This window comes from Streptomyces iranensis (assembly GCF_017874715.1).
Classification (GTDB): domain Bacteria; phylum Actinomycetota; class Actinomycetes; order Streptomycetales; family Streptomycetaceae; genus Streptomyces; species Streptomyces iranensis.
The window spans coordinates 371153-392884 of record NZ_JAGGLR010000001.1 but is presented as its reverse complement, the minus strand read 5'-3'; the positions used below and the strand labels follow the sequence as shown (position 1 = coordinate 392884).

Annotated in this window: 20 protein-coding genes and 1 riboswitch; of the genes, 14 read left to right on the top strand and 6 right to left on the bottom strand. The window is 70.0% G+C overall.

Features of this window, described 5'->3' with window-relative positions; all coding sequences use genetic code 11:
• Positions 1–42 precede the first annotated feature (42 nt).
• Positions 43–396: a HesB/IscA family protein gene (locus J2Z30_RS01765; protein WP_044576747.1), complete on the top strand. Its 354-nt coding sequence runs from the start codon at positions 43–45 to the stop codon at positions 394–396.
• Between the two features lie 104 nt (positions 397–500).
• Here the strand turns inward: J2Z30_RS01765 and J2Z30_RS01760 are convergent, their stop codons facing one another.
• Both J2Z30_RS01760 and J2Z30_RS01755 read right to left on the bottom strand, forming a co-directional pair.
• On the bottom strand, positions 501–1973 hold the full coding sequence (locus J2Z30_RS01760; protein WP_044576749.1) for a hypothetical protein: 1473 nt from the start codon (positions 1971–1973) through the stop codon (positions 501–503).
• A gap of 91 nt (positions 1974–2064) precedes the next feature.
• Positions 2065–2292 (bottom strand): hypothetical protein, encoded by a 228-nt coding sequence (locus tag J2Z30_RS01755; protein WP_044576752.1) that lies wholly within the window; start codon positions 2290–2292, stop codon positions 2065–2067.
• Positions 2293–2463: 171 nt separating this feature from the next.
• Between J2Z30_RS01755 and J2Z30_RS01750 the strand changes: the two genes are divergently transcribed.
• Positions 2464–3438, top strand: coding sequence for a carbohydrate kinase family protein (locus J2Z30_RS01750; protein WP_044576755.1), 975 nt, complete (start codon positions 2464–2466; stop codon positions 3436–3438).
• 155 nt (positions 3439–3593) lie between these two features.
• On the opposite strand, the gene J2Z30_RS01745 is transcribed toward J2Z30_RS01750, so the two are convergent.
• On the bottom strand, positions 3594–5015 hold the full coding sequence (locus J2Z30_RS01745; protein WP_044576757.1) for a cysteine desulfurase/sulfurtransferase TusA family protein: 1422 nt from the start codon (positions 5013–5015) through the stop codon (positions 3594–3596).
• Positions 5016–5445: 430 nt separating this feature from the next.
• Between J2Z30_RS01745 and ctaC the strand changes: the two genes are divergently transcribed.
• The 4 genes from ctaC (at position 5446) to J2Z30_RS01725 (ending at position 9950) form a co-directional block, all read left to right on the top strand.
• Positions 5446–6408, top strand: coding sequence for an aa3-type cytochrome oxidase subunit II (ctaC, locus tag J2Z30_RS01740; protein WP_044576759.1), 963 nt, complete (start codon positions 5446–5448; stop codon positions 6406–6408).
• The gene (gene ctaD / locus J2Z30_RS01735) at positions 6405–8144 is read left to right on the top strand and encodes an aa3-type cytochrome oxidase subunit I (RefSeq protein ID WP_044576761.1); all 1740 of its coding nucleotides are present in this window, start codon (positions 6405–6407) and stop codon (positions 8142–8144) included. Before ctaC ends, ctaD begins: the two co-directional genes overlap by 4 nt.
• Positions 8141–8539: a cytochrome c oxidase subunit 4 gene (locus J2Z30_RS01730; RefSeq protein ID WP_044576763.1), complete on the top strand. Its 399-nt coding sequence runs from the start codon at positions 8141–8143 to the stop codon at positions 8537–8539. Before ctaD ends, J2Z30_RS01730 begins: the two co-directional genes overlap by 4 nt.
• Before the next feature lie 163 nt (positions 8540–8702).
• Positions 8703–9950 carry a L,D-transpeptidase gene (locus J2Z30_RS01725; protein WP_107073376.1) on the top strand — a complete coding sequence of 416 codons (1248 nt, stop codon included), beginning with the start codon at positions 8703–8705 and terminating at the stop codon, positions 9948–9950.
• A 31-nt stretch (positions 9951–9981) separates the two neighbouring features.
• On the opposite strand, the gene J2Z30_RS01720 is transcribed toward J2Z30_RS01725, so the two are convergent.
• Positions 9982–10383 carry a hypothetical protein gene (locus J2Z30_RS01720; RefSeq protein ID WP_044576767.1) on the bottom strand — a complete coding sequence of 134 codons (402 nt, stop codon included), beginning with the start codon at positions 10381–10383 and terminating at the stop codon, positions 9982–9984.
• Positions 10384–10605: 222 nt separating this feature from the next.
• Here J2Z30_RS01720 and ctaE point away from each other — a divergent pair, with 222 nt between their 5' ends.
• From ctaE to J2Z30_RS01690, 6 genes are all read left to right on the top strand, one after another.
• Positions 10606–11226 (top strand): aa3-type cytochrome oxidase subunit III, encoded by a 621-nt coding sequence (gene ctaE, locus J2Z30_RS01715; RefSeq protein WP_020872008.1) that lies wholly within the window; start codon positions 10606–10608, stop codon positions 11224–11226.
• Between the two features lie 69 nt (positions 11227–11295).
• Complete coding sequence (qcrC, locus tag J2Z30_RS01710) at positions 11296–12105, top strand: cytochrome bc1 complex diheme cytochrome c subunit (protein WP_044576769.1); 810 nt, start codon at positions 11296–11298, stop codon at positions 12103–12105.
• A complete protein-coding gene (qcrA, locus tag J2Z30_RS01705; RefSeq protein ID WP_044576770.1) occupies positions 12102–13157 on the top strand; it encodes a cytochrome bc1 complex Rieske iron-sulfur subunit in 1056 nt (351 codons plus the stop codon). The genes qcrC and qcrA overlap by 4 nt, the downstream gene beginning before the upstream one ends.
• Positions 13154–14791, top strand: coding sequence for a cytochrome bc1 complex cytochrome b subunit (qcrB, locus tag J2Z30_RS01700; RefSeq protein WP_044576771.1), 1638 nt, complete (start codon positions 13154–13156; stop codon positions 14789–14791). The genes qcrA and qcrB overlap by 4 nt, the downstream gene beginning before the upstream one ends.
• Before the next feature lie 178 nt (positions 14792–14969).
• Positions 14970–16043: an anthranilate phosphoribosyltransferase gene (gene trpD, locus J2Z30_RS01695; protein ID WP_044576772.1), complete on the top strand. Its 1074-nt coding sequence runs from the start codon at positions 14970–14972 to the stop codon at positions 16041–16043.
• 228 nt (positions 16044–16271) lie between these two features.
• A riboswitch (SAM riboswitch) is annotated at positions 16272–16390 on the top strand.
• Between the two features lie 203 nt (positions 16391–16593).
• Positions 16594–17994, top strand: coding sequence for an aminotransferase class V-fold PLP-dependent enzyme (locus J2Z30_RS01690; RefSeq protein ID WP_044576774.1), 1401 nt, complete (start codon positions 16594–16596; stop codon positions 17992–17994).
• Between the two features lie 664 nt (positions 17995–18658).
• On the opposite strand, the gene J2Z30_RS01685 is transcribed toward J2Z30_RS01690, so the two are convergent.
• Together J2Z30_RS01685 and J2Z30_RS01680 are read right to left on the bottom strand one after the other, a co-directional pair.
• A complete protein-coding gene (locus tag J2Z30_RS01685; RefSeq protein WP_020872014.1) occupies positions 18659–18940 on the bottom strand; it encodes an Lrp/AsnC ligand binding domain-containing protein in 282 nt (93 codons plus the stop codon).
• Entirely contained in the window at positions 18937–19671 is a 735-nt protein-coding gene (locus J2Z30_RS01680) for a rhomboid family intramembrane serine protease (protein ID WP_020872015.1), read from the bottom strand. The genes J2Z30_RS01685 and J2Z30_RS01680 overlap by 4 nt, the downstream gene beginning before the upstream one ends.
• Positions 19672–19824: 153 nt before the next feature.
• Between J2Z30_RS01680 and J2Z30_RS01675 the strand changes: the two genes are divergently transcribed.
• Both J2Z30_RS01675 and J2Z30_RS01670 read left to right on the top strand, forming a co-directional pair.
• On the top strand, positions 19825–20070 hold the full coding sequence (locus tag J2Z30_RS01675) for a hypothetical protein (protein ID WP_020872016.1): 246 nt from the start codon (positions 19825–19827) through the stop codon (positions 20068–20070).
• Between the two features lie 17 nt (positions 20071–20087).
• Positions 20088–21449 (top strand): NYN domain-containing protein, encoded by a 1362-nt coding sequence (locus J2Z30_RS01670; protein WP_044576776.1) that lies wholly within the window; start codon positions 20088–20090, stop codon positions 21447–21449.
• Positions 21450–21732 lie beyond the last annotated feature (283 nt).

Genomic DNA, 21732 nt, shown 5'->3' with positions numbered 1-21732 from the left:
GGCACAACGGCAAGCAGTCCGTACGACCCGGGAGAGAAGCAGATGACCGTTCAGGACGAGACCACCGCGAGCGAGGGCATCATCCTGTCCGACGCCGCCGCGTCGAAGGTCAAGGGCCTGCTGGAGCAGGAGGGCCGCGATGACCTCGCGCTGCGCGTCGCCGTCCAGCCCGGCGGCTGCTCCGGCCTGCGTTACCAGCTCTTCTTCGACGAGCGCTCGCTCGACGGCGACGTCGTCAAGGACTTCGGCGGAGTGAAGGTCGTGACCGACCGCATGAGCGCCCCGTACCTGGGCGGTGCCTCGATCGACTTCGTCGACACCATCGAGAAGCAGGGCTTCACCATCGACAACCCGAACGCCACGGGCTCCTGCGCCTGCGGCGACTCCTTCAGCTGAGCCCCCGGGCGCGGCGGAGGTAAACAGCGCGACGGAAGGGGGCGGGCCCATTGGGCCCGCCCCCTTCCGGCTGTCCTGAGTTCCGGCTGTCCTGAGCCGTTCGCTCACTTCCGCAGCGGCACCGTCTCACCGGTGGACCCGTCCACGACCTTCCGGCCGTCCAGCGGCTCCTTCAGCGTCACCTTCCGCTCCAGCTGCTTGGCGATGAGGATGCAGGCCCGCCCCGGATGCTTCGGCTCGCTCTCGAGGTCCAGCGTCACCTTGTCCGAGGTCTCCTTCGCGGAGACCGAGTAGGTGTTGCAGACCCCGCCCCAGAAGCGCAGCGTCAGGGTCTTGCCGTCCACGCTGTACGAGGTGAGGTGATCCGGCTTGGAGGTGCTGTCCCCCTTGCCCGGCGAGGGGGAGTGGCCCGGCTCCTTCGCCTTCTTGATGAACTCAGGCTTCACCGCGGGGTAGGGGAGGGTGACCGCCACCCGGTTGGTCCCGGCCGGCTTGGTCTCGAAGATCCACGACGGCACCAGCGCCCGTCGGCCGTCCACCATGTGCGAGGCGAGGCCGAACGTCACCTTGCGCACGCTCACCTTGCCCGAGGGGCCGTCGCTCCCGCCCGACGTCGAGTTCAGCCGCCGCAGCGCCTGGTCCGCGCTGAGCACCGGATAGCTGTCGTCCTCCTTGGGCTCCGACAGCGTTCCACTGCCGCCGACCAGCTGGCCGTCGGCGCCGACCTGCAGATTGGTGCCCCAGCCGTAGGTGGGCAGATCGCCCACCTTCGGGTCCGCGTTCACCATCCGCACGGCGCCGTAGAGGCCGCTCGCGTCCAGCTTGGCGTCCGACAGCCCGAGCGCCTTGAGTGCCGGCTCGGCGGCGCTCCGGGCCTTCTCCTCGGAGACGGCCTTGTCACGGCCCTCGGCGGCGCCGTTGTCACCGCGCTTGTCGCCGTCGCGGTAGGTGGGGCAGCTCTTGTCGGGCTTGGCCGCCCCGTCGCCCTTGTCGGTCCGCGTGGTCTGCGGCGCCTTCTTCCCATCCGGGTGGACGCAGGACGTGTCACCCGGCGTCCCATAGCGGGAGTACGACCAGCTGCCCGGCCCGGTTCGGCTCACCCGCAGCGTCGGGCCGCTCGCGTCCGGGGTGCCGCCCACCTTCCAGTACCCGTGGTCGGCGCGGGGGCTGCCGGAGACGTCCAGGGCCTTCGCCAGCCGCGCCACATCGGCCTTGGCGACCTTCGGGTCGGTCAGATACACGGGGGCCTCGTCGGGCCCGTCCGGCAGCTTGCCCGTCACCACATAGCGTCCGCCGTGCGGGTCGGGCTCACCGGGCGCGATGCCCTCGTTCCCGCCCCGCTCTCCGCCCGGGGAGGCGTAGGCGTCCAGTGCGAGGGGTTTCGGCGCTCCGTCCTCGCCCGACGCGCCTGGACCCCGGGTGCCGCCGTCCGCCGCGGTGGAGGCCCAGTAGGCGCCGCCACCACCGGCGACCAGCACCGCGGCCGCCACCGAAACGACGGCCAGCGGCGAGCGCCGGCGCGCACGGGAAGTGTCGTCGTCGGGGGTCTGCGGGGTGTCGGTGTCCTCGGTGCTCACCGTTTCGCTCCTTCGGCTCCGCTCACGTTCTACGGTCCCATCCCTCGCGAGGAGATGCCGATGAGACGGAGCCGGGGCGCGGCCGGTTCCTTCAATCGCCGTAATCGGACATGCCGGCCAGCAGATCGGCCGAGGTGGCGGGCACCGTGATCCCCCGGATGCGGGAGGCGGCGACCGGGGAAACGGGCCTGGTGGGAGCGGCCGATACGGTGACCGTCCAGTGCGGCGCCATCCGCGCACCTTCGCCGCGCAGCTCCTCCAGATATTCGGGCTCGATGGCCCCGGTGGCGGGAAACGCGGGGGTGAGGTGCTGGGGCATGATGCCTCCCGGTCCGTGGGTGTAGCCGACGCGTCCCCCGTGTCCACGCACCGTATTCAGCGGGTGTCGGCGAAAAAAGACCTACTATTGGGTAGTTTCTTCCGTTCGTATGGACCGGGCTGAACAGATAGCGTGAAGCGTCCGATCTCTCCGCCCCGCAGGAGCGACTCAGTGCGTATCGCCGTAACCGGCTCCATCGCCACCGACCATCTGATGTCCTTCCCCGGCCGTTTCGCCGATCAGCTGGTCGCCGATCAGCTGCATACGGTCTCACTCTCCTTCCTGGTCGACACCCTCGACGTCCGCCGCGGCGGAGTCGGCCCCAACATCTGTTTCGGCATGGGCGTGCTGGGTCTGCGCCCGATCCTGGTCGGCGCGGCCGGCGAGGACTTCGCCGACTACCGCGCCTGGCTGGACCGGCACGGTGTGGACACCGCGTCCGTCCATATCTCCGAGGTCCACCACACCGCGCGCTTCGTGTGCACCACCGACGCCGACCACAACCAGATCGCGTCCTTCTACACCGGCGCCATGAGCGAGGCCCGCCAGATCGAGCTCCAGCCGGTCGCGGAGCGCGTCGGCGGCCTCGACCTGGTGCTGATCAGCGCGGACGACCCGGAGGCCATGGTCCGCCACACCGAGGAGTGCCGCTCACGCGGCATCGCCTTCGCCGCCGACCCCTCCCAGCAGCTCGCCCGCATGGAGGGCGAGGACATCCGGCAGCTGATCGGCGGCGCGGAGTACCTCTTCACCAACGAGTACGAGGCCGCGCTGATCGAGACCAAGACCGGCTGGACCGCGGACCAGATCCTCGCCAAGGTCGGCACCCGCGTCACCACGCTCGGCGCGCAGGGCGTGCGGATCGACCGCGAGGGCGAGGAGCCCGTGGTCGTCGGCTGCCCGGAGGAGGAGCAGAAGGCCGACCCGACCGGGGTCGGCGACGCCTTCCGCGCGGGCTTCCTCTCCGGTCTGTCCTGGAACCTCTCGCTGGAGCGGGCCGCCCAGGTGGGCTGCATGCTGGCGACGCTGGTCATCGAGACGATCGGCACGCAGGAGTACGAGCTGCGCCGCGGCCACTTCATGGAGCGCTTCGCCAAGGCGTACGGCCATGACGCGGCGGGCGAGATCGCGGCCCACCTCCCCTGAACCCGTGGGGCGCCCAGGGGGCCATTGCCCCCTGGGCCTCACCTTCCAGCCCCTCCGGCGTTTGAGGAGCGGGGTCTGGGGCGGAGCCCCAGTTTCGGGAAGGGGCGGGGAGGGGAGCAGCCCGCCGCAGGCGTACGCGTACCGTCGGACAACGCCTACGCGCGGCGGCGCACCCGGTACGCCACGCCCCGGTCGGCCGGGCGCTCGCCCTCATAGGTCTGGCCGCGCATCTCGCACCAGGCCGGGATGTCCAGCCGGGCCGCCTCGTCGTCGGCCAGGACCGTCACCACCCCGCCCACCGGCACTTCGCCGATCACCTTGGCCAGCTCGATCACCGGGATCGGGCACCGCTTGCCGAGCGAGTCGACGACCAGCTCGGGTTCGGGTGCGGGCTCAGGTTCGGGCTCGGGGGCCGGGTCGGCCGCGGCTTCGGCCGGTTTCGGGGCGCCCAGGCGCTCCCGTACGCCCGCCACCACCCCCGGCAGCGCCTCCAGGAACCGGTCCACGTCCGCCTCGGCCGTACCGCGCGGAAGCGAGACCCGCACATTGCCCTCGGACAGCACCCCCATGGCCCGCAGCACATGGCTCGGGGTCAGTGTGGAGGAGGTGCAGGAGGAGCCGGACGAGACCGAGAACTCCGCGCGGTCCAGCTCATGGAGGAGCGCCTCTCCGTCGACATAGAGACAGGAGAAGGTCACCAGATGCGGCAGCCGCCGCTCCGGGTCGCCGACCACCTCGACGTCCGGCACCAGCTCCGGCACCCGCGCCCGGATCCGCTCCACCAGCCCCCGCAGCCGCTCCGCCTCGGCGGCGCCCTCCGCCCGGACGGCCCGCAGCGAGGCGGCCGCGGCGACGATGGCGGGGAGATTCTCGAACCCGGGGGAGCGGCCCGACTCCCGCTCGTCGGCGGGCTGGACCCTACGGAAGCGAACCCCCTTGCGCACCGCGAGCAGCCCCACCCCCGCAGGGCCGCCCCATTTGTGGGCACTTGCGGTCAGAAGCGACCAATTACCCTCCGTGGGGCCCCAGCCGAGCGACTGCGCCGCGTCCACCAGCAGCGGTACGTCCGCCGCCGCGCACTCCTCGGCGGCCTCGGCCACCGGCTGCAGCGTGCCGACCTCATGGTTGGCGGACTGCAGACAGGCCAGCGCCACCCCGCCCGGGGCCTCCCGCAGGGCCGCCGCGTACGCCCCCGGCGCGACCCGTCCCGTACGGTCCACCGGAACGTCGGTGACCGTGCCGCCGTCCGCCTCGTGCGTGGCCGCCGCGTGCAGCACCGAGGAGTGCTCCACGGCGGAGACGATCAGATGGTGACCGGCGCGCCGCCGTCCCGCGAGCGCCCCCGCGATGCCGTCGTGCACCGCGCGGGTCCCCGAAGGAGTGAAGACGAGCTCGTCCGGGCGGCACCCCACGGCCTCGGCGGCCGCCTCCCGCGCGGCGTCCAGCAGCAGCCGGGCCCGCCGCCCCTCCCGGTAGAGGCGCGAGGGGTCGGCCCACCCCTCGTCGAGCGCGGCGAGGAGCGCCTGCCGCGCGACGGGGTGCAGAGGAGCGGATGAGGCCGCGTCGAAGTAGGGCACGTAAGAAACGCTAGTCGCCGCGACCGGCGAACGGACGGGCACGGCCCCGCCCAGGATCGCACCGCCCCCGGAACCGGGTTCGCACCGCCCCCGGAACCGTGATCGCACCGCCCCCGGAGTCAGGGTCGCACCTTGCCCGGAGCCGGGCCCGGACCGGGGCCGGACCGGAGCCGGAGCGGGGCCGGAACCCGGGCCGGAGCGGGGCCGGAACCCGGGCTGCGCCCGGCCGGAACAGGCCGCCGGAGCCCGGGATTCCACCCCTTCGTGGAGCGCCCCGGCGCGTTGGGCACCCTCCCCGCGCGACCCCAAATGGCGTCCAGTAGGGTTTGGTCCGCATAAACATCCAAACCCCTGCCCGCACCGGGCCGGCGACCGACCAGACAGACGGCCGCGGCCAACCGCGCGGGCGAGACTCTCGGGAAGGCGCTACGTGAGTCCCAACGGCTCCGACCGCTCGTCGCGGCGCCCGGTGCGGCGGAAGCTGCTGCAGGCGCTGGCCGCGGGCTTGGTCCTGGCGACCGCCACCGGTTGCACATCCAAGGACTTCCCCCGCCTCGGAATGCCTACCCCCGTCACGGAGGAGGCGCCGCGGATCCTCTCCCTGTGGCAGGGCTCGTGGGCGGCGGCGCTCGCCACGGGCGTCCTGGTCTGGGGCCTGATCATCTGGGCGGTCATCTTCCACCGTCGCAGCAGGACCAAGATCGAGGTTCCCGCGCAGACCCGGTACAACATGCCGATCGAGGCGCTGTACACCGTGGTCCCGATCATCATCGTCTCGGTGCTGTTCTACTTCACCGCACGCGATGAGAACGCGCTCCTCAAGACCTCCAAGAAGCCCGACCACGTGGTCAACGTGGTGGGCTACCAGTGGAGCTGGGGCTTCAACTACATGGAGAACGTGGACGGGTCCACCGCCACGCCCAAGCAGGAAGCCAAGGAGATCTCCGCGATCCCGGGGCGCATGCTGAACGCGGTCCCCAAGGGCGCCGAAGGCGTCTACGAGGCGGGCACGCCCGGTGAGCGGAACCCGCAGACCGGCAACCCGGGCCCGACCCTGTGGCTGCCGAAGGGCGAGTCGGTCCAGTTCATCCTGACGTCCCGCGATGTCATCCACTCGTTCTGGGTGGTCCCCTTCCTGATGAAGATGGACGTCATCCCGGGGCACACCAACCGCTTCGAGGTCACTCCGAACCGCGAGGGCACCTTCAAGGGCAAGTGCGCCGAGCTGTGCGGCGTCGACCACTCCCGGATGCTCTTCAACGTCAAGGTCGTGTCGCCGGAGCGTTACCAGCAGCACCTCAAGGAACTGGCGAAGAAGGGCCAGACCGGCTACATCCCGGCGGGCATTGAGCAGACGGACGCCGCCAAGAACGCGGAGACCAGGACATCGTGAGCATCCTCAACGAACCCCAGGGTGCCGGCACCACCGCCTCGCAAGAGCGGGAAGCGCCGGTACGTCGGAAGCAGCCGGGCAATGTCGTCGTCAAGTGGCTGACCACCACGGACCACAAGACGATCGGCACGCTCTACCTCGTCACGTCGTTCGCGTTCTTCTGCATCGGCGGGGTGATGGCGCTCTTCATGCGCGCCGAGCTGGCCCGCCCGGGTACGCAGATCATGTCGAACGAGCAGTTCAACCAGGCGTTCACCATGCATGGCACGATCATGCTGCTGATGTTCGCCACCCCGCTGTTCGCGGGCTTCACGAACTGGATCATGCCGCTGCAGATCGGTGCGCCCGATGTGGCGTTCCCGCGGCTGAACATGTTCGCGTACTGGCTGTACCTCTTCGGCTCGCTGATCGCGGTGGGCGGGTTCCTGACCCCGCAAGGCGCGGCCGACTTCGGCTGGTTCGCCTACTCCCCGCTGTCGGACGCGGTCCGTTCGCCGGGTATCGGCGCGGATATGTGGATCATGGGTCTGGCCCTCTCCGGCTTCGGCACGATCCTCGGTGCGGTCAACTTCATCACCACGATCATCTGCATGCGCGCTCCGGGCATGACGATGTTCCGCATGCCGATCTTCACCTGGAACGTGCTGCTGACCGCGGTGCTGGTCCTGCTCGCCTTCCCGGTGCTGGCCGCCGCGCTGTTCGCCCTGGAGGCGGACCGTAAATTCGGGGCGCATGTCTTCGACGCGGCCAATGGCGGAGCGTTGCTCTGGCAACACCTCTTCTGGTTCTTCGGCCATCCAGAGGTGTACATCATCGCCCTGCCGTTCTTCGGCATCATTTCCGAGGTCATTCCGGTCTTCTCCCGGAAGCCGATGTTCGGTTACATCTCCCTGATCGCCGCGACCATTTCGATCGCCGGTCTCTCGGTGACGGTGTGGGCCCACCACATGTATGTCACCGGCGGAGTGCTACTGCCGTTCTTCTCGTTCATGACGTTCCTCATCGCGGTGCCGACCGGTATCAAGTTCTTCAACTGGATCGGCACGATGTGGAAGGGGTCGCTGAGCTTCGAGACCCCGATGCTCTGGGCGGTCGGCTTCCTGATCACCTTCACCTTCGGTGGTCTGACCGGTGTGATCCTGGCGTCGCCGCCGATGGACTTCCACGTCTCCGACTCGTACTTCGTGGTGGCCCACTTCCACTACGTGGTCTTCGGCACCGTGGTCTTCGCGATGTTCGCCGGATTCCACTTCTGGTGGCCGAAGATGACCGGCAAGATGCTGGACGAGCGGCTCGGCAAGATCACCTTCTGGACGCTGTTCGTGGGCTTCCACGGCACGTTCCTGGTGCAGCACTGGCTGGGCGCCGAGGGCATGCCCCGCCGGTACGCCGACTACCTGGCGGCCGACGGCATCACCACGCTGAACACCATCTCGACCATCAGCTCCTTCCTGCTGGGCCTGTCGATCCTGCCGTTCCTCTACAACGTCTGGAAGACCGCCAAGTACGGCAAGAAGGTCGAGGTCGACGACCCCTGGGGCTACGGCCGTTCGCTGGAGTGGGCGACCTCCTGCCCGCCCCCGCGGCACAACTTCCTCACCCTGCCGCGGATCCGCTCCGAATCCCCGGCGTTCGACCTGCACCACCCGGAGATCGCGGCGCTCGACCAGCTCGAGAACCACGGTGCGCCTGACGATGACAAGGCCCTCGCGGGTGGTAAGGAGGCCGGCAAGTGAAGGTCCAAGGCCGGATGTTCATCTGGCTGGCCGTCTTCATCCTCGTCATGGCGATCGTCTATGGCGTGTGGTCGAAGGAGCCGGCCGGCACCACGGCGCTCTTCCTGGCCTTCGGGCTGAGCATCATGATCGGCTACTACCTGGCCTTCACGGCCCGCCGGGTGGATGTCGGCGCGCAGGACAACAAGGAAGCGGATGTCGCGGACGACGCCGGCGAGCTGGGATTCTTCTCCCCGCACAGCTGGCAGCCGCTCTCCCTCGGCGTCGGTGGCGCCATGGCGTTCCTGGGCGTGATCTTCGGCTGGTGGCTGCTCTTCTTCTCGGCCCCGATCATCATGATCGGCCTCTTCGGCTGGGTCTTCGAGTACTACCGCGGCGAGAACGCCAACCAGTAGCCCTGACCGGCTGATACGAGCGGGGCCCGGACACCTCCCGAGGTGTCCGGGCCCCGCTCGGCGTCGCGGGCCGGACGGCCCCGCCGGGACCGCCGGGGCCGCCGGTTCACTCCGGTGCCTCGCTCCGCGCGCCGTTCCCGGACACCGTTCTTACGTTGGCTCCATGAGCCACACACCTCGATCACTCAGAAGCCGGGCGGTGCTGACCTGCGCCCTGCTGGTGGCGCCGCTGATAGCGGGTCTGAGCGGATGCGGGGGATCCCCCGACCCCCTGTCCGCCAAGCCGTACGACGCCGCCGATCAGATCTCGTTCAGCGGTGACGGCGACGGCCGTAAGGCCGATCCGGACAAGCCGCTCGAAGTGACGGCCAAGGACGACGACAGCCGGATCACGGATGTCACGGCCACCGACGCCGCGGGCCGCTATGTCCGGGGTGAGCTGACCGACGACGGCAGGCACTGGCGCAGCACCGTGCCGCTGGCCGCGGGCGCCCACTACACGCTGAAGGTGTCCACGGAGGACGGGGGCGGCGCTCCGGGCCGCCGTACGGTCGACTTCACCACCAGCTCCGCCCACCGGCTGCTGAAGGTCACCTTCGGCCCCAAGGCGGGGGAGTACGGGGTGGGGCAGCCCATCACGGCCAAGCTGAGCCGGCCCGTCAAGGACCCCTCGGCCCGCGCCGTGATCGAGCGCGCCCTGAAGGTGGACTCACGGCCCGCGGTGGAGGGCGTCTGGCACTGGGTGAACAGCCGGAACCTGCACTACCGCCCGCAGGAGTACTGGCCCGCCCACGCCACCATCACGGTGCACTCCAACCTCAAGGGCATCCGGATCGGCGGCGGGCTCTACGGCGGTGCGGCCAAGTCGCTGCGGGTGACCACCGGCGACCGCCTCGAGGCCCTCACCGACTCCGGCACCCACCAGATGACGGTGAAGCGCAACGGGGTGCCGATCCGGACCATCCCGATCACCACCGGTATGCCCGGATTCGACACCCGGAACGGCATCAAGGTCATCCTGGCCAAGGAATCCGCCGTACGGATGACGGGCGCCAGCATCGGGCTCGGCGCGGGCTCCTACGACCTGATGGTCTACTGGGCCGCCCGGGTCACCAAAAGCGGTGAATACGTCCATGCCGCGCCCTGGTCCACCGGTTCGCAGGGCTACGCCAACGTCAGCCACGGCTGCACCGGCATGAGCACGGCGAACGCCCAGTGGTTCTTCAACACCGTGCGCCTGGGGGACATCGTCCAGGTGGTGCACAGCAATGGAGACGACATGGCGACATTCGACAACGGCTACGGCGACTGGAACATGGCCTGGGCGGACTGGCGCAAGGGCAGCGCGGTCGCCTCCGGCCAGTCCGACGCCACCCCCGCCGACTCCGCCCGGCTCCGACCCCAGGTCTGAGCGGACGGTGCGGATGGTGCGGACGGTGAGGTCAGGCGCCCACGGCGAGCCGCTTGCGGAGCAGTCCGGCCAGCGCGTCCGCCAGGGCCACCGGGTCCACCGGATGCGTGACCGCGGCCTCCGCGCGGCTCCAGGTGGCCAGCCAGGCGTCCTGCGGGCGGCCGATGAGCAGCAGCACCGGCGGGCACTGGAAGATCTCGTCCTTGATCTGCCGGCAGACGCCCATCCCGCCCGCGGGCGCCGACTCACCGTCCAGCACACAGGCGTCGATGCCGCCCTCCTCCAGCGCCGAGAGAACGGCCGGGAGGGTGGCGCACTCCAGGAACTCCACCGGGGGCACATCGGCGGCGGGCCGGCGCCCGGCCGCGAGGCGCACCTGCTCGCGGGTGCTCGCGTCATCGCTGTAGACCAGCACCGTTGCGGTGGGCCGCATCATGACCTCCGGACGAAGTAAGTGATCTGCAAGTGATCTGCCGGGCTCCTGAGGCGGATGCTACTCCCGTACAGCCGTCCGGAGGAGGGGGTGTACGGATCTCTCCCTCCTTCGGGGGACTGTCCGGAACAGCCCCGACGAGCAGGGTCGATGTCCTTGACGCGGCCCTTGACACTCCGAACGGGACCCCCGGGAGTGAGCGCTGGATAAGCGACCGACATAATGTCGGTCGTGGCGACAGCAACAGCAGTAGAAACCGGGCACGCGCACCCGTCGGTCAACCGGCCGAACCTCACCAGCGTCGGAACCATCATCTGGCTGAGTTCCGAGCTGATGTTCTTCGCGGCCCTCTTCGCGATGTACTTCACCCTGCGATCGGTGACCGGGGCCGAGCACTGGAAGGAAATGGCGTCCTCGCTGAACTTCCCGTTCTCGGCGACGAACACCACGATCCTGGTGCTCTCCTCCCTCACCTGCCAGCTCGGCGTCTTCGCCGCCGAGCGCGGCGACGTGAAGAAGCTGCGCTCCTGGTTCGTGATCACCTTCATCATGGGCGCGATCTTCATCGGCGGTCAGATCTTCGAATACACCGAGCTGGTCAAGAAGGACGGGCTCTCGCTCTCCTCCGACCCCTACGGCTCGGTGTTCTACCTGACCACCGGCTTCCACGGCATGCATGTGACGGGCGGCCTGATCGCCTTCCTGCTTGTCCTGGGCAGGACGTACGCGGCCAAGAGGTTCACCCACCAGCAGGCGACGGCGGCCATCGTCGTGTCCTATTACTGGCACTTCGTCGATGTCGTCTGGATCGGCCTCTTCGCCACGATCTACATGATCAAGTAAGCCGGTCACCGCACCGGAACCACGTCCTTAACAGCATCGACGCAGAAGATCCTGACACCGGGGTAATCCGTGAAAAAGCTCTCCGCACGACGGCGCCATCCGCTGGCTGCGCTCGTCGTCCTACTCTTCGCGCTGGCGGTCACTGGGGGGCTGTACGCCGCGTTTTCGCCGAGCGAGGCGAAGGCCGACGACAGCTCCGCCCAGTCCCTCGCCATCGAGGAGGGCAAGAAGCTCTATGCCGTCGGCTGCGCCAGCTGCCATGGCACGGGCGGTCAGGGGACCTCTGACGGCCCGAGCCTGGTCGGCGTCGGCTCCGCCGCCGTGGACTTCCAGGTCGGCACCGGCCGCATGCCGGCGCAGCAGCCGGGCGCCCAGGTGCCGAAGAAGAAGAAGATCTACTCGGACGCCGACACCGAGCAGCTCGCGGCCTACATCGCGTCGCTCGGTGCGGGTCCGGTGACGCCCACCAAGAGCGAGTACAGCCCGGACGGCGCGGACGTCGCGAAGGGCGGGGAGCTCTTCCGTACGAACTGCGCGCAGTGCCACAACTTCGCCGGTAAGGGTGGTGCCCTCACCAACGGCAAGTTCGCGCCGGCTCTCGACGGGGTCAGCCCCAAGCATCTCTACGAGGCCATGCAGACCGGCCCGCAGAACATGCCCTCCTTCCCCGACACCGTGATGCCGGAGAAGAACAAGCAGGACGTCATCGCCTACCTCGACACGGTCAACAGCGACAAGAGCAAGACCCCCGGTGGTCTTGAGCTCGGCGGGCTCGGCCCGGTGAGCGAGGGTCTGTTCGGCTGGATCTTCGGCATGGGCGCGATGATCGTCCTCACCATCTGGGTCGCCGCCCGGACCGCAAAGGCCAAGAAGTCATGAGTAGCCACGAGATTTCAGAAGCAGAAGACAAGCTGCCGGAAGCGCGGGGGGCCGAGAGTGCCGTAAGGCCGGCCGAGGACCCGTTCGCCGACCCGGGGCTGCCCCCGCACGAGCACCGTAAGCAGGACATCGACGAGCTGGCCGCGAGGCGCTCCGAGCGCACCGTCGCCCTGCTCTTCACGGTCTCGATGCTGGCCACGATCGCCTTCATCGCCGCGTATGTGGCACTCCCGGTCGACAGGTACATCTACGTCTTCCCGATCGGGCACATCAGCGCGCTGAACTTCGCGCTGGGGCTGACGCTCGGCATCGCGCTGTTCACCATCGGCGCGGGCGCGGTCCACTGGGCCCGCACCCTGATGTCCGATGAGGAGATCGCCGACGAGCGCCACCCCATCGAGGCCAGCCCCGAGGTCAAGTCGAAGGTCCTCGAGGAGTTCGCCACCGGCGCCAAGGAGTCCGGCTTCGGCCGGCGCAAGCTGGCCCGCAACACCCTCTTCGGCGCGCTCGCGCTGGTGCCGCTCTCCGGCATCGTGCTGCTGCGGGACCTCGGTCCGCTGCCGGGCACCAAGCTCCGGCACACCAAGTGGGCCAAGGGCAAGCGGCTGATGAACTACAACACCATGCAGCCGCTGCGCCCCGAGGACATCGCCGTCGGCTCGCTCACCTTCGCCATGCCCGAGGGCATGAGCGAGGAGCAGCACGACTTCCAGACGGAGATCGCCAAGGCCGCCCTGATGCTGGTCCGGCTCCAGCCGGAGAACATCAAGGACAAGCGCGAACTGGACTGGTCGCACGAGGGCATCGTCGCGTTCTCCAAGATCTGCACCCACGTCGGCTGCCCGATCAACCTCTATGAGCAGCAGACCCACCACGTCCTGTGCCCCTGCCACCAGTCGACCTTCGACCTCTCCGACGGTGGCCGAGTGATCTTCGGTCCGGCCGGTCACGCGCTGCCGCAGCTGCGGATCAAGGCCAACGACCAGGGGTACCTCGAAGCCATGGGCGACTTCTCGGAGCCCGTCGGTCCTGCTTACTGGGAGCGCGGATGAGTACTACAAGCGACAGCGCCGCGCAGCGCCGGGGCAAAGCGCCCGCGGGTGAGCGCGTCGCGGACTGGGCCGACGGCCGGCTGGGCATCTACAGCCTGGCCAAGGCCAATATGCGCAAGATCTTCCCGGACCACTGGTCCTTCATGCTGGGCGAGGTCTGCCTCTACAGCTTCATTGTCATCATCCTCACGGGTGTGTACCTGACGCTGTTCTTCCACCCCAGCATGTCGGAGGTCGTCTACGAGGGCCCGTACGTCCCGATGCAGGGCGTGCGGATGTCCGAGGCGTTCCAGTCGACCCTCGACATCAGCTTCGAGGTGCGCGGCGGTCTGCTGATCCGGCAGATTCACCACTGGGCCGCGCTGGTCTTCCTCGCCGGCATGTTCACGCACATGATGCGCGTGTTCTTCACCGGTGCGTTCCGCAAGCCGCGTGAGATCAACTGGCTGTTCGGCTTCCTGCTGTTCTTCCTCGGCATGCTGACCGGCTTCACCGGCTACTCGCTCCCCGACGACCTGCTCTCCGGCACCGGTCTGCGGTTCATCGAGGGTGTGTTCCTGTCGATCCCGGTGGTCGGCACCTACCTCTCGATGTTCATCTTCGGTGGCGAGTTCCCCGGTACGGACCTCATCGCGAGGCTCTACCCGGTCCATGTCCTGCTGCTGCCGGGCATCATGCTCGGCCTGCTGGTGGCGCACCTGATCCTGGTCTTCTACCACAAGCACACGCAGTACCCCGGGGCCGGAAAGACCGAGAAGAACGTCGTCGGCATGCCTCTGCTGCCGGTCTACATGGCCAAGGCGGGCGGCTTCTTCTTCCTGGTCTTCGGTGTGATCGCGGTCCTGTCCGCGGTCGCGACCATCAACCCGATCTGGACCATCGGCCCCTACCGGCCGGACCAGGTGTCCACCGGCGCCCAGCCCGACTGGTACATGGGCTTCGCCGAGGGTCTGGTCCGTGTGATGCCCGGCTGGGAGATCACCGCCTGGGGCCACACGCTCGTCCTGGGCGTGTTCATCCCGATCGTGCTCTTCCCGCTGGTCCTGTTCGCGATCGGGCTCTACCCGTTCATCGAGTCCTGGATCACCGGCGACAAGCGTGAGCACCACATCCTGGACCGCCCGCGCAACGCCCCGACCCGTACCGCCTTCGGTGTCGCCTGGATCACCGCGTACTTCGTGATGCTGATCGGTGGCGGTAACGACCTGTGGGCCACCCACTTCCACCTGTCGATCAACTCGATCACGTGGTTCGTGCGGATCGGCTTCTTCGTCGGCCCGGTCCTGGCGTTCATCGCCACCAAGCGGATCTGCCTCGGCCTCCAGCGGCGGGACAAGGACAAGGTGCTGCACGGCCGTGAGACCGGCATCATCAAGCGGCTGCCGCACGGTGAGTTCATCGAGGTCCACGAGCCGCTCTCGCAGGAGCAGCTGCACACGCTCACCCAGCATGACCAGCCCGAGCCCTACGAGATCGGCCCGGAGGTCGACGAGAACGGGGTCAAGCGGAAGATAAAGCCTTCGCAGAGGCTCCGTTCGAAGCTCTCCAAGGGCTACTACGGCGGGGACAACGTCATTCCGAAGCCGACCCGGGAGGAGCACCACGAGATCACCAGTGGCCACGGCCACCACTGATCTCCCGGTACCCCTTCAGCGACCGGTTTCTTCATACAGCGACGCCACAGACCAGGGCCCCGGCCCGGACCACACGGTCCGGCCGGGGCCCCGGCCGTGCGGCCGATAGGCTTGCGACGGGCCGCTGAAGTGCGCGGACCCCTTTCCCTGCCCACCCCCACGGATCCAGGAGCGGACCATGGACGTTGTGACCCCCGCCGGAGGCGACAGCACCGCGACGGCCCGCACCTGGCCGGACGTACTGAGCTCGCTGATCGCCGGCCGGGACCTCGACGCCGACGACACCGCCTGGGCCATGGACCGGATCATGCGGGGCGAGGCCACCGACGCCCAGATCGCCGGTTTCGCGATCGCGCTGCGCGCCAAGGGCGAGACGGTCTCCGAGGTGGCCGGTCTGGTGCGGGCCATGTACGAGCACGCCAGGGTGATCGAGGTGCCCGGGGCGACCGTGGACATCGTGGGCACCGGTGGCGACCGCGCCAGGACCGTCAACATCTCCACCATGTCCGCGCTGGTCGTCGCCGGTACCGGCGCACGGGTGGTCAAGCACGGCAACCGCGCCGCGTCCTCCGCCAGTGGCGCCTCCGACGTGCTGGAGAAGCTCGGCGTCAATCTGGACATCACCCCCGAGCGGGTGGTCGAGGTCGCGGAGGAGGCCGGGATCACCTTCTGCTTCGCGGTGAAGTTCCACCCGTCGCTGCGGCATGTCGCCTCGGCCCGACGCGAGCTGGGCGTCGCCACCCCGTTCAATCTGCTCGGCCCGCTGACCAACCCGGCGAAGGTCACCTGTCAGGCGACCGGGGTCGCCGACGCCCGTATGGCGCCCATCATCGCCGGGGTGCTGGCCGAGCGGGGCTCCTCCGCGCTGGTCGTCCGGGGCGACGACGGGCTGGACGAGCTCACCGTGACCACGACCTCCCAGGTGTGGGAGGTCCGGGACGGCGCCGTGCGCCAGGAGACCTTCGACCCCCGGGACGTGGGCGTAGAGCGGGCCCCCGTGGAGGCCCTGCGGGGCGCGGACGCCTCGTACAACGCCGATGTGGCCCGCCGGCTGCTGGCGGGCGAGCGGGGCCCGGTCCGGGACGCGGTGCTGCTGAACTCGGCGGCGGCGCTGGTGGCGCTCGAGCGGGACCCGGGGGACAAGCCCCTGACGGACCGGATCGGGGCGGGGGCGGCGCGGGCCGCCGAGTCGATCGACTCGGGCGCGGCGCGCGACGTCCTGGAGCGATGGGTCCGGGCCACCCACGCCTAAGCGCTCCGCTGGGAGTGCCCTGATATGCCGTCGGCGGTCTGCGGCGCCGTCGTGGCTGGTCGCCCACGCGGCGGAGCCGCGTATCGACACAGCCCCGCGCCCTTTCAGGGCGTCGCCGGACCGCTGCCGACCTGGCCCTGTCCGGCGAACTCCTTACGGCGGCCATGGTCTGTCCGGGATGCGGACAGGGCATGGCCGCCGACGCCTGACATGGCATACTCCTGCCCAGGTCACGAGCGACAGCGACTACGGCCCCGGCCCGCTGTCCGGCAACCCTCCGTCCGTGGCGGGGTGCCCCGGGTGATGACCAGGCCGCCAGGCAGCGAGGCCGGCGGCAAGCGCGGACCCCTCGCACTAGGGGTCCTGGTGGTCGAGGGAGTTCTTCCGTGATGCAGCGAATGCGTTAGGGCCGAGCGGCCCCGTCTTTTCTCCATGTGCTCCGCGCGGTGCGGCCGTGCGTCGAGCGATTTCCCGCGCCCTTACAGCTGGCTCGCCGCCGCCGTTTCCGTGCGCGTCACGCATTCCTTCGACCCCTTCGGGAGACTTCGCCATGTCCGCGCGCCCCGCTGCCACCGCCACTTCTTCTTCCTCCTCCGCCGATTCCTCCGTCGCCGCCTGTGAGCCGCTGCCCGTGCTGGGCGACGACGTCCTGGTCCCCCTGGTCACCGGCGGTGAGGTGACCTACGCGGCGCTCGACTACGCCGCCAGCGCCCCCGCGCTGCGCCGGGTCTGGGACGACATCGCCGCGTACGCGCCCTACTACGGCAGCGTGCACCGCGGGGCGGGCTACCTCTCGCAGCTGTCCACCGACCTCTTCGAGAACAGCCGTAAGGACGTCGCCGCCTTCCTGGGCTGCCGCGAGGACGACCAGGTCGTCTTCACCCGCTCCACCACCGATTCGCTCAACCTTCTGGCCGCCGTGGCGCCCCGGGGCACCGAGGTCTTCGTCTTCGAGACCGAGCACCATGCCTCGCTGCTGCCGTGGGAGCAGCGCGAGGACGTCACCGTCCGCTACCTCAGCGCCCCGCGCTCCCCGCGGCAGGCGGTGGAGACGCTGGAGAAGGCGCTCGCGGGCCGCACTGGGGGCCCGGCGCTGGTGTGTGTGACCGGCGCGTCCAACGTGACCGGTGAGCTGTGGCCGGTGCGGGAGCTGGCCGCGGCCGCGCACGCGCACGGCGCCCGTATCGTCCTGGACGCCGCGCAGCTGGCCCCGCACCACCCCGTGGACATCGCGGAGGCGGACGTCGACTGGGTGGCCTTCTCCGGGCACAAGCTGTACGCGCCCTTCGGGGCCGGGGTGCTGGCCGGGCGGGCGGACTGGCTGCGGGAGGCCCGGCCGTATCTGGCGGGCGGCGGCGCCAGCCGTAAGGTGACGCGCAGGGAGGACGGCGGCGTCGACGTCGAGTGGCACACCACCGCAGCCCGGCACGAGGCGGGCTCGCCGAACGTCATCGGCGTCTACGCGATCGCGTCGGCCTGCAAGGCGCTGACCGAGGCCGGTTTCGAGGGCCTGGTCGCCCGTGAGCGGCAGCTGATCGAGAAGGTGCGGGCGGGGCTTGCCGAGGTGCCCGAGGTGCGGGTGCTCTCGCTGTTCGGCGACGACGCGCCCCGGGTCGGCGTGCTGTCGTTCGTGGTGGAGGGCTGGAACAGCTCCCACTTCGCGGCGGCGCTCTCCGCGGAGTACGGCATCGGCGTACGCGACGGACTGTTCTGCGCCCATCCGCTGGTCCGTACCCTGCTGGACAGCGAGCCCGAGGAGCCGGGCGAGTGCGGCGCGCCCGAGGCCGCGCCGGGGGAGCGGTCGCTGAACGCGATCCGGGTCAGCTTCGGGGCGGGCACCCCGGACGAGCATGTGGAGCGGTTCGTGGGCGCTGTGAAGGAACTGGTGCGCGACGGCGCCCGGTGGAGCTACCGGACCGAGGACGGCCGCTGCGTCCCGGACCGCGGCTGAGGCCGTTGGCCGGCCCAGCAGTTCGGCGGGCGCCGGGCCCTGCGGGGGGCTCTTTCCCCTTCCCGCCCCTTCCCGCGACCAGGGGCTCCGCCCCTGGACCCCGTGAGGTCGACGAGTCGGCCGTCGCCGCCGTGAACACCTGCACCGGCGAGCCGGTCGCGGCGGTCGCGGCTGGCGCGGCGGATGACCGCGCGCGTCCGGGCGTCCGGCCGGGGTCTGGGGCGGAGTCCCGGCCTCGCTTCGTTCTTGGACCCGGGGGTCGATGAGCCGACCGCGGCCGCGACCAGCTGACCGGCCAGGGGGTCCGCGGGGCGGGTGGTGAGGGCGTGATTACCTGCACCGGCGGGCTGGCCGCGTCGCCGCGTCGCCGCGCTGACGCGGCGGATGACTGGGCGGACGCCCGCGCCCATCCGGGTTGTCCGGCCGGGGTCTGGGGGAGTCCCGGTTTCGCGTCGCCCCTGGGCTCCGGGGGTGACGAGGCGGCCGTCGTCGTGAGCGCTTGCGGCGGTGGGTTGATCGCGGTCGGCGGGCAGACGGGGCGGATGGCCGGGCGGGCCTTCGCGCGCGTCCGGGGTCTGGGGTGGAACCCCGGTTGCGGGAAGGGGCGGGGAGGGGCGGAGAGGGGAAGGGCGCGCCGCAGGTGTCACGGCCCGCCGGACACGACCTAGCCGTCCAGGCCGATCGCGAACGCCGCCTCCAGGTCGTGCTGCGAGTACGTCCGGAAGGCGATGTGGGTCTCGGTCGAGGCCACCCCCGGCAGCTTGCTGATCTGGCCCGTGATGATGTCCGCGAGGTCGTCGTGCCGGGCCACCCGCACCATCGCGATCAGATCGTGCGCGCCGGTGACCGAGTAGACCTCGCTCACACCCTCCAGCGCGGCGATCTTCTCGGCGGTCTCCGGGATCTGGTCCACGTTGGTCTTGATGAGCACGATCGAAGTGATCACGGCTGGCTTTCTCCCTCACTGGGCCTGGCTGCGCCGCCCACTCTAGCCGTCCGCCCGAACCGGGCCCACGCGTAGAGAAAGCCGAGCGTGAAGCCCACGAGATGGGCGAGATAGGCGACGCCGGGGCGGTCGTCGGCCTGCCGGGCGGCCAGCCACTGGAGGGCCACCCAGAAGATCAGCACCGCCCACGCCGGAAAGCGCAGCGGGAGGAAGAGCAGGAACGGGAAGAGGCTGGTCACCCGGGCCCGGGGGAATAGCCACAGAAAGGCGCCGAGCACCCCGGAGATGGCCCCGGAGGCGCCCACCAGGGACTGGGCCGAGTCGGCGTGGGCGGCGGCGTACCCGAGGAGCGCCAGATAGCCCGTGGCGAGGTAGAAGACGGCGAACTGGAAACGGCCCATCCGCTCCTCGGTCATCGCGCCGAAGACATACAGGAACAGCATGTTTCCGAGCAGATGCAGCCAGTTGCCGTGCACGAAGAGCGCGGTCAGCGGGGCGAGCGGCTGATCGGGGTCGCCGCTCCACAGGGCGCTGGGCACCACCCCCCAGCGCTCGAAGTACGTGGACTGGGCCTCCACCAGCCGCCCGCCCGAGCCATAGCCGGGGTTGAGCCCCGAGGCCGGTCCGAGGACGAAGATCAGGCAGCAGCTGACGATCAGGCCGTACGTCATCCAGGGGCGGCCGGGCCCCGCCATCCAGGGGCGGTGGCGCCCCGACGACGTCTCGATCATGGGCAGATCATTCCGTACCGGGCGCAACCTCCACAGAGCGCCTCGCCGCGCTCGGGCGGGTCGTGGGGGCGGACCGGGCCCGGCACGGGCCAGGGCTCAGGCCGTAGGGTTACAGGACGCCGCCGACGAGCCGAGAAGCGAGGATCCGCAACCATGGCCGTGCCCCTGCCGACCACCCAGACCCGCTGGCGTTGCACACTGTGCGGCAATCTCACCCGGTTCGATGTGACCCGCTCGACCAGAGCCGTGGAGTATGTGCATCTCGACTTGGCGGGGGAACCCAGAGTCGAGGAACGCGAGGTGCTCAGTGAGACCATTGAGTCAGTGCGTTGTCGCTGGTGCAACGCGGTCGACCAGGTCGAACTAGTGGATCGTCCGAGCACCGGCCAGAGCGCCTGAGAACGGAGCGGTGACAGGTGGTGGAGCGGACCGGTGACCCCGGGGCGGCCGGTGACGCCGAGGGCGTCCCCGAGGCGCTGGACCGCCCCCTGCCGGAAGGGGTGCGACGGCGCGTGGTGGCGCTGGTCGCGGACGCCTTCGGCGGTCTGACGGTCACCGAGCTGCCCACCCAGCTGCGGCAGTACGCCCGTTTCACCCCGACCCGCCGCGCCAAGTTCGCGGGCAACGCGATGGCCGCCGCGGTGGAGAGTGACCCCGTCTTCCGGCAGCGGATCGCGGGACGGCTGCGGGAGACCCAGCGGGAGCTGGCCGAGGCGATCGAGGGCGGTTCGCCGCCCGCAGCGGCCGATCCGGTGGATGTCGCGGCGGTGGCGTATGTGCTGCGCCCGGTGGGCTGGGTCAAGCTGGTCGAGGCGGCGGGCGAGGAGGCCCAGCGGGCCTCCGCCGAGCGGGCCGGTGAGGAGGCGGCGCGCGAGCTCCAGCGGCTGCGCGAGGAGCTCGCCGAGGCCAAGGCGGCCACCCGGCACGAGGCCGAGCGGACGCGCACCGAGCTGGAGTCGGCCCGCAAGGAGAACGACGTGCTCCAGCGCAAGCTGCGCAGCGCGCAGAGCGATGTGAAGCGGGGTGCGGCCGCGCTGCGCAAGCTCGAGACGGAGCTGGAGTCCGTACGGTCGGAGGCGGCGACCCGTCAGGCCACCGCGGACAGCGAGGCGCGGCGGCTGCGGGCCCGGCTCGCGGAGGCGGAGTCGGCGCTGGAGGCCAGCCGGCGGGCGGTGCGCGAGGGGCGCAGCGTGGAGGACATGCGGCTGCGGCTGCTGCTGGACACGGTGCTGGACGCCGCGCAGGGGCTGCGGCGCGAACTGGCCCTGCCGCCCGCGTCGATGCGCCCGGCGGACACGGTGGACGCCGTGGAGCCGGGGAAGATGACGCCGAAGGACATAGCGACCAGGGCGCTGTCGGAGATGGACCCGGCGCTGCTGGACCAGCTGCTCGCGCTGCCCCAGGCTCATCTGGTGGTGGACGGCTACAACGTCACCAAGACCGGCTATCCCACGATGCCGTTGGAGAAGCAGCGGCTGCGGCTGCTGGGCGGTCTGGCGGTGCTCGCGGCCCAGACGGGCGCGGAGATGACCTGTGTCTTCGACGGGGCGGAGCTGGCCGCTCCGGTGCTGCTCGCGCCGCCGCGCGGGGTGCGGGTGCTGTTCAGCAAGCCGGGTGTGACGGCCGACGAGTTGATCCGGCAGCTGGTGCGGGCCGAGCCGCCGGGCCGTCCGGTGGTGGTGGTGTCGACCGACCGCGAGGTGGCCGACGGGGTGGCCCGCGCCGGAGCGCGCCCCGTGGCTTCGGCGTTGCTGCTGAAGCGACTTGCCCGTTCCTGAGCCGTCGTGACCCGAATCGTCCCTCCGCGTGCCCCGGTTGCCCCGTTTCTCCATTCCGCGGCCGAGGTGCCCGAATCACTTCGAATGACTTCACAAGTCTGACCCGGGTCACTTGTGATGTCAGCGGAGCGTCATCGACCATCACTGCCCGTGCGATATTTGTAAAATATGCCCTCGCGGACCGACTTTTTTGCCGTCGGGATTTGAACGGATCACGGCGGGGTCACTATGGTCAGCTCGAACCTTCGCGCGGTTGATCACCCATCCGGGGTGACAGCGGAGG